Source organism: Rhodococcus sp. AG1013, assembly GCF_003350365.1.
Lineage (GTDB): Bacteria > Actinomycetota > Actinomycetes > Mycobacteriales > Mycobacteriaceae > Prescottella.
On sequence record NZ_QQAT01000022.1, the window covers coordinates 101,623 to 114,917 of the forward strand.

Annotated in this window: 8 protein-coding genes and 1 pseudogene; 8 read left to right on the plus strand and 1 reads right to left on the minus strand. The window is 64.2% G+C overall.

Annotated features, from left to right (window positions below; genetic code table 11):
• Positions 1-135: 135 nt before the first annotated feature.
• From DEU38_RS22900 to DEU38_RS22910, 3 genes are read left to right on the plus strand one after another with little or no spacing between them, the layout of a single operon-like run.
• On the plus strand, positions 136-1,095 hold the full coding sequence (locus DEU38_RS22900) for a hypothetical protein (protein ID WP_147283571.1): 960 nt from the start codon (positions 136-138) through the stop codon (positions 1,093-1,095).
• A complete protein-coding gene (gene car, locus DEU38_RS22905) occupies positions 1,085-4,549 on the plus strand; it encodes a carboxylic acid reductase (RefSeq protein WP_114723703.1) in 3,465 nt (1,154 codons plus the stop codon). The genes DEU38_RS22900 and car overlap by 11 nt, the downstream gene beginning before the upstream one ends.
• Positions 4,550-4,567: 18 nt before the next feature.
• Complete coding sequence (locus tag DEU38_RS22910; RefSeq protein WP_114723687.1) at positions 4,568-5,602, plus strand: zinc-dependent alcohol dehydrogenase family protein; 1,035 nt, start codon at positions 4,568-4,570, stop codon at positions 5,600-5,602.
• Positions 5,603-6,528: 926 nt separating this feature from the next.
• Here the strand turns inward: DEU38_RS22910 and DEU38_RS29445 are convergent.
• On the minus strand, positions 6,529-6,657 hold the full coding sequence (locus DEU38_RS29445; RefSeq protein ID WP_258558112.1) for a hypothetical protein: 129 nt from the start codon (positions 6,655-6,657) through the stop codon (positions 6,529-6,531).
• Positions 6,658-6,955: 298 nt separating this feature from the next.
• Here DEU38_RS29445 and DEU38_RS29450 point away from each other — a divergent pair.
• The 5 genes and pseudogenes from DEU38_RS29450 to DEU38_RS22940 form a co-directional block, all read left to right on the plus strand.
• Positions 6,956-7,745 (plus strand): annotated as a pseudogene (locus DEU38_RS29450) (transposase); the annotation flags it as partial.
• Positions 7,746-7,900: 155 nt separating this feature from the next.
• Positions 7,901-9,118, plus strand: a complete 1,218-nt coding sequence (locus tag DEU38_RS22925) for an ABC transporter substrate-binding protein (RefSeq protein WP_114723689.1) — start codon at positions 7,901-7,903, stop codon at positions 9,116-9,118.
• 63 nt (positions 9,119-9,181) lie between these two features.
• The gene (locus DEU38_RS22930; RefSeq protein WP_114723690.1) at positions 9,182-10,039 is read left to right on the plus strand and encodes a branched-chain amino acid ABC transporter permease; all 858 of its coding nucleotides are present in this window, start codon (positions 9,182-9,184) and stop codon (positions 10,037-10,039) included.
• Between the two features lies 1 nt (position 10,040).
• Positions 10,041-11,900 carry an ABC transporter permease subunit gene (locus tag DEU38_RS22935; protein WP_114723691.1) on the plus strand — a complete coding sequence of 620 codons (1,860 nt, stop codon included), beginning with the start codon at positions 10,041-10,043 and terminating at the stop codon, positions 11,898-11,900.
• A gap of 97 nt (positions 11,901-11,997) precedes the next feature.
• Positions 11,998-12,732, plus strand: coding sequence for an ABC transporter ATP-binding protein (locus DEU38_RS22940; RefSeq protein WP_114723692.1), 735 nt, complete (start codon positions 11,998-12,000; stop codon positions 12,730-12,732).
• Positions 12,733-13,295 lie beyond the last annotated feature (563 nt).

Here is a 13,295-nt window from a genome sequence, read left to right on the forward strand (position 1 = left end):
TGCGCACCTAGACAGCTTCCTGCCGGGCAGGGTGCCGGGTAATACCTCCTGGAGCATCATCAGCTCGCCCGTGTAACGACAGACTCAACGTGTCGCCGGGTATTTCGCAGCCTTCGGAACCGACGAGGAGTACCGGTGAGCATTTCATTTGTCATGGGCGGTCACGTCGCTGGAGACCCAGCAGTTCTCGATGAGTTCTGCGCGCGATATCCCTTGATACACCGAGCTTTCGAGGATGCTGCCAGGTCTACTGGAGTGCCGGTGGCCGAGATCCGATCCGGCGCAGCACGCCAGGAACTGGAATCTGGCATGCAGGACACGGTCAGCAAGCTGGCACAGGCGGCTCTGATCATCGGAATGCACGATGTGCTGGTCGCCCACGGCATTCGCCCCCGGGCGGTTGGCGGCCTGAGTCTCGGCTCACGCATAAGCGCCTACCTTGCAGGATCAGTGAGCCGATCTGAGCTGTTCGCGATGTTGCACCACGAACGCCTCGTACCCCCGCCCGCCGGTCCGCCCCAGGGCCTGGCCGCCCTGGTCCTGCCGCAGACCGACGACCCCGCCGAGTACTACGGCCCCCGGCGGTCCGGAATCCATCTGGCATGCGATCACGGTCCGGCACGCGACGGCGAATGTCGACGAGTCCTTGTCGGCGGATATCTCGACGCCCTCGCAGATCTATCGAAAGCCCTTCCGCCGGAGTCTTTCCGAATGCTGGAGCTCTATGAAGGCGCGTACCACACCCCACTGGCTGGGCACTTCACCGACTTCATGACGCCCTACATCGCCCGCATGACCTTCAACGATCCGCTGATCACCCTCGCCGTACCGAATGAGCAAGGGCCCTTGACCACTGCGGACCAGGTGCGCATCAGCTACATCGAGCACGGCGTCACCTCGGTCCGGATGGACCTGCTGCTGGAGCAGTTGGCCGAGGCAGGCGTCCAGACGGTGATCACACTCGGCCCCGGCCTGGCACACGGACTATCCGTTGCTCCAATGGAATTGATTCGAGTACGCGAGCCCGGCGACCTTTCCTCCGTGCTCGCGACCCTCGGCCATTCCGGGGAAGGTGCTGCCACCGATGCCGAATGACCCGCGTGCCATCCTCGAGCAGCGCATTGCCGCCCTGGCCATCGCAGATCCGCAAGTCCGCGCCGCCATGCCCAGCCAGGAAGTGGTCTCTGCCCTCGGACAACCTGATCTGAGCCCCGCGCAGATCGCCGAGATAGTCCTTGCCGCCTACGCGGACCGTCCAGCGCTGGCACATCGGGTAGGAGAGATCACCACCGACCCCCGGACCGGGCGGCGTACTCGGCGCCTCCTTCCACAATTCGTTGCGCTCAGCTATGCAGAAGTGGCCGCTCGGGTAGACGCCGTCGCCGCTGCCTGCCGCGCGACCGCGCCTCTGGCAGTCGCTCCGGGCGACGTCGTCTGTATCGTCGGTTCCCCCGGCATCGATTTCACCACCCTCGATCTCGCATGTGCCCGAGTCGGGGCGACCGTGGTACCACTCCACAGCGATGTCTCGTCGGACCTACTCGCGGCGATCGTCACCGAAACAGAACCGACAATGCTGGCAGTCGCGACCGACGAACTGTGCGTCGCCGTGGAGAGTCTGCGGCACTCCCCGGCGCCGCGACACCTGATTTGCTTCGACTACCACGCCGAGGACGACGACCACCGCGACGCAATCGATGCCGCCAGAAGCACGTTTGCCGCGTGTGGAATCAATGTGGTCATCGAGACGCTGCCCGAGCTGCTCGACCGGGGTGCGCTGCTACCGCCGCCACCCCCAGTCGCGGTCTCACTCGATGCGACGGCGATCCTGCTGTACACATCCGGTAGTACCGGGGCACCCAAGGGCGTGATCTACACCGCCAAGACGGCCGCCGCGATGTGGGCAGCGAAAGGCGAAATACCATCCCTCACAGTCCACTTCATGCCTCTAAGCCATCTGGCTGGACGCAACGCATTGTTCTCGACTCTGGCGGAGGGCGGTACGGTCCACTTCACCGGACAGAGCGACATGTCGACGCTACTCGAGGACATCGCATTGGTGCGTCCTACGCGATTGCGACTAGTGCCGCGGGTATGTGAAACTCTCCATCAGCGGTACCACGGCGATGTCACGCGTCGGATCGCCGAGGGATCCAAACGCGCTGACGCCGAAGCGAATGCCCGGGTAGTATTCCGCCGGGAACTGCTCGGCGGGCGCGTGGTATGGGCGCTGTGCGGTACCGCGCCACTACCCACCGAACTCCGTGAGTTCGTCGAATCAGTGTTGGAACTCAAGCTCCATGACGCCTACGGGTCGACGGAGGCCGGCGCGATCTTGGCCGACGGACGGCTGATGCGGCCTCCGATCCTCGACTACAAACTCGCCGATGTACCCGAACTGGGCTACTTCTGCACCGACCAGCCGTACCCGAGAGGCGAACTGCTACTGCGATCCCAGACACTCACCACCGGATACTTCCGGCGGCCGGAGGCGACCGCCGCGGCGTTCGACGAGGAAGGCTATTACCGTACCGGCGACATAGTGGCCGAGATCGAAACCGACCGGCTTCAGCTGATCGACCGCCGAAGCAGCATCCTGAAGCTGGCGCACGGTGAATTCGTAGCCGTATCACGACTCGAATCGACATTCGGAGCCGCACCCGCGATCCGCCAGATCTTTATCTACGGGTCAAGTGAGCGTTCATACCTGCTCGCGGTCGTCGTACCTACCGATCCGACACGGTCGAAACTCGATTTGTTGCAGTCGATTCGAGAAACCGCTCGATCAGCCGGTCTGAACGCCTACGAGATTCCACGCGACATCCTCATCGAGCACGAACCGTTCAGCGTCGGCAACGGCCTACTTTCGGGCGTCGGTAAGTTGCTGCGCCCGATGCTGCACCGAACCTACAGCGAAAGGCTGGAACAGCTCTATCGCGAACAGACCGAACGCAGAGAACAAGAACTGAGCGCGCTGCGCGCTGGCCGCGACGAATCCGCACTAGGCACGGTCTACCAGGCGGTGGCTGCGGTGCTCGGCTGCCCGACCACCGACCTTCGACCTGACGTGCACTTCGCCGAGCTAGGCGGAGATTCGCTGGCGGCAGTCTCCTTCGCGGGACTACTGGCTGAGACGTTCGATATCGATATTCAAGCTGCAACCGTCACCAATCCCGTTCACACTCTGTGGCGGCTAGCCGAGCACATCGAATGCCTTCGGATCGGAACTCGTCGTCGGCCCACCTGTTCCTCCGTCCACGAAGATCCCACCGCAAAGCTGCACGCACATGAGCTGACCCTAGAGAAGTTCTTCGATCCGATGGCTCTGCCCGTGCCGGACCGGCCACGAATCGCTGCCGCACCAACCGTGCTATTGACCGGCGCCAACGGGTTCCTCGGGCGATTCTTGTGCCTGGAATGGCTGCGGAAACTAGCTGATTCCGGTGGCAGACTGATCTGTCTGGTGCGCGGTGTCGACCGAGCCGACGCCCGAGCACGGCTGGAGGCCCCGTTCGGCAATGTGGATCCACGTTTGGCTCGCGACTTCAGGGCACTTGCCGATCGGTTGGAAGTAGTGGCCGGCGACATCGCAGAACCGAACCTCGGTTTGAGCGAGGACGACTGGCAGAAGCTCAGCGAGAACGTCGACGTCATAGTGCATGCGGCGGCGGCAGTGAACCATCTTCACGGCTACGGGCCACTATTCGGTCCAAATGTCGCCGGCACCGCCGAGATCATCCGACTGGCGCTGACCACCCGACTCAAACCAGTCGACTTCATCTCCAGCGTCGCTGTCGCAGCTGGCTCCGACACCCCTCCAATCACCGAGGACGACGACCTCCGGTCGGTGCTTCCGACCCGCATGGTCAGCCAGGAATACGCCAACGGATACGGCAGCAGCAAGTGGGCAGCGGAGGTGCTCCTGCGCGAAGCCCACGACCGATACGGCTTGCCTGTCACGGTGTTCCGATCGGGAATGATGTTGGCACACCGCCACTACACTGGGCAGCTCAACAATGACGACACCTTCACACGGTTACTGTTCAGTGTCATCGCCACCGGCGTCGCACCCAAATCCTTCTACCGCGCGAACGAACAGGGCGAGCGGCAACGCGCACATTATGACGGCCTGCCGGTCGACTTCGTCGCCTCGTCGATCACCGAACTCGGCGCCCGCCAACAGTGTGGTTACCGCACGTTCCACGTCGTCAATCCACACGACGACGGCGTCTCGCTGGACACTCTCGTCGACCATCTCGCCGCATCCGGGCACGCCGTGCGTCAAGTCGACGACTACGACGAATGGTTCACCCGGTTCGGCATCGCTCTCCGCTCCTTACCGGTGGCCGGGCGACAGCAGTCGATACTGCCGCTGCTCCATTCGCTCCACCAGCCCGCACCCGCTCAATGCGGCTCCGCGGTGTCAGCGGATCAGTTCCGCACTGCCGTGCGTGTAGCCGCACCCGGTGGCTCGCCGGACATCCCGCACCTGCCAGAGGGGCTGATCGACACCTACCTGGAGAACTTCCGGTCGCACGGAATCATATGAAGGCTTAGGAGAACCGTCATGCGAGCAACACTGTTATACGGCGCCGGTGACATCCGTGTCGACGACGTGCCCGATCCCGCAATTTGCGAACCCACTGATGCAGTGGTGCGAATCCTTCGTTCCTGTATCTGTGGTACCGACTTATGGCCGTATCGGTCGATGGCACCCACAGAGCAGGGTCGGCGAATGGGGCACGAATTCCTCGGGGTCATAGAGGATCTGGGCCCCGAAGTGCCGGGGCACAAGCGGGGGGATCTGGTCCTGGCACCTTTCATGTGGTCCGACGGTAGCTGTGAGTACTGCCGCGCCGACCTGCCCACCTCCTGCCGGAACGGCGGGTTCTGGGGAACCCCGGGTGCGGACGGCGGCCAGGCGGAAGCGATTCGTGTGCCACACGCGCAGGCCACACTGGTGAAGTTGCCAGTTGGCGCGGATTCGGCGTTGCTACCTTCTCTGCTGACTTTGTCGGATGTGCTGCCAACGGGCCATCACTGCGCCGTAAGCGCAGCTGTCGGTCCACATATGACCGTGGCCGTTATCGGGGATGGAGCCGTCGGGATCGCCGCGGTGCTGGCCTCAAAACGTCTGGGCGCGGAACGGATTCTGCTGATGGGCCGGCACCAGGACCGCACCAGGCTCGGACGTGAGTTCGGCGCTACCGATGTGATTCCCCAACGCGGTGAGGAGGGCATCGAGCGCGTCCGCGAATTGACCGGCGGTCACGGGGCGCACGCCGTGCTCGAATGCGTGGGGACCGCCGAGGCCATCGGTACAGCCTTCAGTATCGCCCGGCCTGGCGGTGTAGTCAGTCGCGTCGGAGCTCCGCAGTACGCCTCTATTCCGGCCGGATTCGAGGCATTCCTGCACAACGTCCGACTTACTGGAGGCATGGCTCCCGCCCGCGCCTACATTGACGAGCTCCTACCCGACATTCTCGACGGTTCAATCCAGCCCGGGCGAGTCTTCGATCGTTGTCTCGACCTGAAAGCCACACCCGAGGGCTATAGCGCGATGGTCGATCGCCGAGCGCTGAAGGTACTGATTGAGCCATAGCCCGCGCTTCACGCCCCCGCGGCATTCACCTATGCAATCGCCACGTATCGAAGCGTCGCGCTCGCACGCCCAGAGCGACCTCGCGAGCGATTGCTACTCGCCCTTGCGAGCAGCCCTATTGGTGGAGAACGCCTGCTGGTGAAGCTCGGGGGGTGCACGGGCGGTCGAAAGGAGCTTGCCGCCATACCCGAGGGCTACCGCGGTTCTGCCCCCGTCCGGGGCGGCGGGGTGCAGGAAAGCGATCCGGGAGGTGTTCCACGACACCCGCGAGCAAACGCTGCTGGTTCCACAAGCAGGCGAGTGTTATTGCTGCATAGACGAAGTCGGAGTAGCACACCTCCCTGACGGCGATAAGGAGATCAAAGCCGCCGAGAACATCGCCAAGGCAGCTCGCGATCGAAGATCACCGACGAAGCCGGTCTGCTGCTCGAGTACGTCCGCCGCCCGCCCAAGCACGGGTGCACCTGCGCACAACCAACCCGATCGAGTCCGCCACCGATCCGACGGTCCCGCCTGATCACCACGCTCGCCGTCGATGCACCGAAGGCGCCCGCCGATCATCGACCTGGACGCCACCCTGGTTACTGCCCACTCGAAGAAGGAATACGCAGCACCGAACTTCAAACGCGGCTTCGGTTTTCATCCGCTGTATGCCTTCGTCGATCATGCGCTGCACGCGCGCCCTGGATTGAGACGCCACGGCCTGGGAATCGGATGCCCTTTCGTCTCGACTGGCCGGATTCGGGACCCTGCGATCGCAACGCAGCTCGCCGCCGTGGCCGGCACCAGCATAGAGACACTCAAAGACATCATAGCCATACCGGCTCCCGTGCCTGGACCTTCTGGGCCTTCTGTAACTCCGTAGGCAAGTGCCCCCAACCATCGCGGAGATGGTTGGGGGCACATCGTCATGCCCGTGGTCGGTCTCAGCTGAAGGCTGCCAGCGCGCCGACCAGGCCGAGGATCGCACCGATGCCACCGATGACGGTGCCGATGCCACTCACGACTGGCTGAATCTGCTTGATCAGGGCGAGGTCTGCATCGGAAGAACCCATGGTCATCTCCTTGTATTGTGGTGTCGGTCGCCAGGTCGACGATGCACGGCGACCTGATCCCCCTTTGCGACCACTGATGAATGGGGCCGATAGGCAAAGTTGGCGCGCGGTGGGTGACGCCGCCCTGACCACTACTCGTGGGTCAGCTATGCGATCCCGCGTTCTCGGCACCGAGTACTACCGGGGGCGTGGAGACGATAACCCGGATCGACAGCAGAGTCAACCAATTCGGCTGCAGAGCAATCATATTCACAATCTGAGGGGCTTCACACGGTCCACCATTCTGCGTCGTCGGCAACTGCAGGGCAGCAGGCGGCCGCAACGACCCGGCACGCAACAGGGTGTTGGCCCCAGCGCTGCGGGCCATCCGAAGCAATCCGCATCCGCCACCGGGGACGGCGTCGACGCATCGCACGTCGGCACCGTCCTGGTGGTGCGGGCCGCCGAGAAGTCTGGGCCGCCCACGGCCCTGTCGGTGGCGTTGGAGCCATGGCGAAAACCTCTGGTCAGGAACGATCCCGGCAAGATTGGCCTCGACCTCGCCATGACGCTCGCGCTTGGAGACGACTGCCTGGCCGACATCGCCCAGCTTCATGCACACCCCGAAATCTTTGGCCCAGCCCCCCGATCCGACAGTGTCCCGCCTGGTCAAAACGCTCGCCACCGATGCACCAAACGCGCTCGCCGCGATCGCCACCGCCTGCGCTGCGGCCCCGAGGAATGCTCAGTCCGCGGCCGGCGGCGCCGCTCCCGACCACGCCATCGACGAACAGCTCCCGCCGATCATCGACCTGGACGCCGCCCTGTCACCGCCCATTCGGAGAAGGAATACGCGGCACCGAACTTCATACGCGGCTTCGGGTTTCATCCGCTCGACGGCGGACACGCCGCGAGGATCGGATCCGTACCGCGAAAAGCCCCGGGCTGAGCAACCTTCCGCTACACAGGTTCGACCAGAACAGGATCTGGATCCAGCTCGTGCAGTTTGCCTACGAGCTCGTTGCTTGGACACAGATGCTCGCCCGCACGGGCACCAGACCCGATGGTGGGGACCGAAACGGCTGCGGCTGCAGCTCTTCCAGAGCGCCGACGGCGCCACGGGCCGCAGAATAGCCACGGGAGGCGACGAATTCAGATCGATGACAGGAACGTGTCAGCTACGCAGAGTTTTGGACATTCAGGGAAGCGGGCGATCTACCTTGCTCCCAAGCGATGCTGGTCAATTGGCTTTGAGGGGATTCGAATGAAGGTTCGGCACACTACTGTCGTGGCGGCGCTCGCCGTCTCCGCTCTCGCGCTCGCGGGATGTTCCGGACTGAGCTCCGGGAAGGCCAGTGGGGCAGACGATCCCTACCAGGTGCTCGTCACCGGCGCAGTCAGCGGTCAGGGTGCCCTGGCCGCCAATGCTCAGACATCAATCCTCGCGGCGAAGGCGAGTGCCGAGGCCGTGAACAGCGCCGGTGGCATCGGCGGTCGGCAGGTCGAAGTCACAGTCATCGACGACGGCGGCAATGCCACCAATGCCGTCTCGAAGCTGCGTGAGGCTATCGCCTCCGGCCACAAGCCCGATCTCTTCCTCAACTCGGGACCGTCGACCATCGCCACGGCCACACTTCCGATCCTCAAGCAGAACAAGATCCTGTCTTTCAACATCGGGCCGACCGCGGACTCGTCGAACCCGAAGGAGTTCCCGCTCAATTTCGACCTGGGGTCGGGCCCTGACGAGAACGCCGCCACGATGGCGCGGTACATCAAGGGGAAGGGCTACCAGTCGGTGGGAACCATCCATGGCAGCAGCGCCTACGGCGAGATCTTCGGCAAGGCGATGGCGGACGCGCTCGGCGCCGAAGGGGTGAGCAGCACGGGATCCGAGGAGTACGACGTCGCCGCGCTCGATATGACGGCGCAGCTCCAGGCGCTCAAGAACAAGGGAACCCAGGCCCTGGTCATCGATGCCTACGGCGCGCCGCTCGGCTATTTGCTGAACAGCCTGCAGCGGCTCGAATGGAACATTCCCTTGATCGGCAACACCTCTGTCTCGAGCACATCGCTCATGTCCAAGCCCGCGCCCGAGGGTGTGCTCGGCACCCCGGCCACCGCGAACCTGGTGATGCACGTGCTGTCGAGCACCGTCTACAACGCGGACGATACGGCCGTCAACGCCATGGTCGAGAATATGAAGGCGGTCGGCGACATCCCGTCGACGCTGATTCTCGCGGACAACTACGACGCGCTGCCGCTCGTGGTGGCGGCGGCGAGCAGGGTCGGATCGTCAACCGACCCGGAGAAATTAGCCAAGGCACTGGAGAACCCGGAAGTCCTCGACACTGCCAAGACCGCCTTCTCGCCGGCCTATCACTTCACAGAGGACTCGCACGCGTCGAGGCCCGGTGACGTGGCATACGCGTTCGTGGCGCCGAGCAAGTTGCTCAACGGGCAGTACGGCAATCCGGCCGCCTGATCGATCCCCGATTGCTGACGGTGCGGCCGCGCTGGCGGCTGCCCCGTCGTGAGGAGTGAACAAATGACCATGCTCTGGTCTGGCTTCGCACTCGGCGCCATCTACACGCTGGTTGCGATCGGCTACAACATCGTTTTCGTCTCGTCCAACACCTTCAACTTTGCGCAGGCGCAGCTGATGATGGTGGGCACCTTCGTCGCCTACACCGGTCTGGTGACGCTGAAACTGCCCGTCCTCGTCGTCGCTGTTATGGCGACGGTGACGGTGATGATCCTGGCCGGACTCGAAGAGGTCATCGCGGTCCGGTCGGTGAAAGACCACCAGAACCAACTAGTCACGACCTTGGGCGTTGCGACCCTGATCAACGGCGTAACACAGTTGATCTGGGGAAGCGAACCGCTGACGGTTCCGTTCTTCGGGTCCAACGATCCGATCACCCTACTCGGTGGACGCACCTATCCCGTTGAGATTGCCCTGCTCGTGATGGCGGTGGTACTGGTGGTGGCGCTCGGTCAGTTCAGTAAGCGGACCGTGACCGGGCTTGCACTCCTTGGCATCTCAGAAGACCGCGAGGCCGCGATGTTGCGCGGCGTCAACGTCCGTGCGCTCGCGCTCGGTGCATTCGCCGCGTCCGGCGCACTCGCAGGCTTCCTCGGGTTGTTCGTGGGGCCCAAGACCTTCGCGGTGGCCACTCTCGGTTCCGCGCTAGCAATCAAGGGGTTCGTCGCGTTGGCCATCGGTGGCTTCGGGTCCCTGCCCGGCGCACTGGTCGGTGGCCTCACTGTCGGCCTCGTCGAGTCCTACGCCGCGCTGGAACTGGGCAGCGCCTACAGCAACATCGCGGTGTTCGTGGTTCTCATCGTAATACTCATGGTCCGGCCGGCCGGACTGTTCGGCCGAGTCCGGGAACGGGTGGTGTGAGATGTCAGTCTGGCGTTCGCTGAGAGCGGCCCCGAGCTGGATCTACCCGCTCGCCCTCGGAATTGTCGTCTTGCTGTTGCCGGCGCTCGGTCTGAGCTTCGCGATGACCAGGCAGGTTCAGCTTGCGTGCATCATGGCCCTGGTGGTCAGTGGCCTGAGCCTGAGCCTCGGGTACGCCGGCGAACTTGCTCTCGGTCAGCCTGCGATGTACGCCGCCGGGGCCTACACCGCGGGACTGATGTCCATCGCGGGATACACGGACATCGTCGTGCAGCTCGTAGTGTCGGGCCTGGTCGCGCTGGCGGTCGGCATTGTCACCGGCATCCCCGGCCTGCGTCTGGGCAGCTGGTCGTTGGCCATGACCTCGTTCTTCCTGGTGCTCCTTGTTCCCGACGTCATCGCGGTCTTCGGTGATACCACAGGAGGTCGGAATGGGCTCAGCGGCATCGAGCCGGCCACCCTGTTCGGCCACGTGCTCGATGCCGCGAACAACGAGTTCTACCTGGTGATCGTGGTCGTGACCATTGCGTGGTTCGCGGTGATGCGAAATCTCGTCGTATCCCGCCACGGCATCGCCTTCCGCACTCTCAAGCAGAGTCCGGTGCTGGCCTCGTCGGTGGGCGTGTCGGTGTTCCGGATGAAGCTGCTCGGCTACGCGATCGGCGCCTTTCCGGCAGGCCTGGCCGGCGCGCTGTTCGCGAACATCGACATGTTCGTCTCGCCCGAGGCCTTCGGATTCACCTTCGCAACTGCGGTTCTCGCTGCTTGCATCCTCGGCGGCGCGGCAAGTGTATACGGCGCCCTGATCGGCGCGGCGATCATGCAGTTCGGCCCCAACCAGGCGTCGGACTTCCAGCAGTACGCACTGGTGTTCTACGGCGGGTTTCTGATCGTGGGGGGTGTGCTACTCAGCGGTGGTTTGGGCAAGCTGGCCAAGGCCGGCCTCTCCAAGCTCGACCGGGCGGCCGGACTATCCGGCGCCCGGGCGGCCGAGCGAGAGGCGAACGCCATACTGCCGCAGATGGACCCGATGGAAGGACAGCCCCTCGCGATCGAGGGCATTTCCAAGGCGTTCGGCGGCAACCAGGCGCTGAGCGACGTCCGGTTGTGTGCGCAGCCCGGTCAGGTCACCGCATTGATCGGACCGAACGGTTCCGGCAAGACCACCACCCTGAACATGATCTGCGGGTTCTACAAGCCGGACTCCGGACGAATCCTGGTCGGCGACACAGCGGTCCAGGGACTGGCCCCGGACCAAGTCGCCCGAGTCGGTGTCGCCCGCACGTTCCAGACCCCGAACATCCCGGAGCACGTCACCGTCCTCGAGGCAGTGGCCTCCGGTCGGTACAGTACCGACCGGGTGTCGATGTTCGCCGCGGTGTTGCGGCTCCCGCGTTTCCGCAAGGTTCGATCAGCGGACCTCACCGAGGCGAAGCGGGCGCTGGAGATGGTCGGCATGGCGCACCTGGCTGACGAGACCGCTTCCACGCTGCCACTCGGCATGCGCAGATTGCTCGAGGTGGCGCGGTCCATGGTCGCGAAGCCCCGGGTGCTGTTGCTCGACGAGGTGGCTTCAGGGCTCGACGAGAACGAGGTGGAGCGGCTCGCGGACGTTATCCGCGGTCTGCGTGACGCCGGCGCCACCGTGGTGTTGGTGGAGCACAACTTCCAGCTCGTGCTTGAACTCGCGGACCGGATCGTGGTGCTTGCCCAGGGCACCGTCATCGCGGACGGCAGTCCGACCGAGATCGAGCACGATCCGCGGGTGCTTAGCGAGTATCTCGGCGTCACAGTCGAGGAGAGCTGCTCGCGCACGATTGCCGACGAAGAATCCGCCCTGGCCGAAGAGGTGAAGTCATGACGGTGCTGCCCGTCTTTGGCCCTGCGTCCCCTCCGCGCTGTGTTCCTCCCTCCCCTGCGGTACTCGCTGCGATGCTCCGAAAGAAGGACCTGGACTCATGAATGAAGCGAAACCCCTTCTGAGCGTCCGGAACCTGGAGTCCGGGTACGGAGACCTCCGCGTGGTCTGGGACGTGTCCCTCGACGTGTGGCCCGGGACGGTGACTGCCTTGCTCGGCCGCAACGGTGCGGGCAAGACCAGCACCCTGCGGGCTATCTCCGGGCTGAACAAGATATCTGCGGGGTCGGTCGAGTTCGGCGGCCTCGAAGTCTCGAAGGTACCTGCGCACCAACGGGTTCGCCGCGGCATGGCGTACGTCCAGGAAGGCAAGCGGGTCTTCCATCGGCAGACCGTCGAGCAGAACCTCGTTCTGGGCGGATATGTCCGGAAGATGCGGCGGTCCGCGTTGAAGGACCAGGTCGCGCGCATCTATGAGCTCTTCCCGATCCTGGGCGATAAGCGCGGGCTGCTCGCCGGTTCGATGTCGGGTGGGCAGCAGCAGATGCTGGCGATCGGACAAGCGCTCATGGCCGAGCCATCGTTGCTGCTGCTCGACGAACCGTCTGGTGGCCTCGCCCCGGTCATCGTCAACGAGGTGATGGAGCGTGTGAGCCTCCTCAAGGAGGCGGGGCTGGCTGTGCTACTTGTCGAGCAGGCGGTCGAGGCAGCGATGAGCGTTGCCGATCATGTCACGGTGCTGGACATCGGTCGGGTCGTGATGGACTCCGACGCCCGCGCGATCGACGACCTCACGGTACTGCGGGACGCGTATTTCGGACGCGTCAGAGGCTGACGCGTGCTCGCATCGCGCATTGAGCACGCCTGGAAAATGTCGTGGTGGGCCGATGATCGGTGATCCCGGTGCCCACCGGCATGTACTTGTGGACAGCCCGACCAGGCCACACGACACTCACTGGGTTCTCATTCGTCAGCCACTCCCCATGGGAAGGCGCGCGATCGACGAAGACCATCGACTCGCTCCCGACGTCAGATATGCCCGCCCGACCCGGGACCACCGCGCATTGTCGAGGACCAAGGACTGTGCTGCCCAGGCAGATTCAAGTATCCGTTCTGCCGCCACACCCCACGCAACTCTACGGACCGTCACGTGCGCTTCGGCAACACGTCCGTTCGTCGAGCGGTTCCCCACCTTCCGCGCGATAGTCGTGTCAGGGCAGGACCAGGGCGCCGTGCTGCTGTGTCGCGCCCGTCAACTGTCCTAGAGCACGGGGCGTCTACACCAGGCGTTGGCGACCGGACGCGACGAACTCGGCCTCGAGCGCGGTCTTGTCCTCGTCGGTCATCTGCGTGTAGACCGGCGCGCCGCGGCCCACCCAACGGTAGACCGGCTCGTCG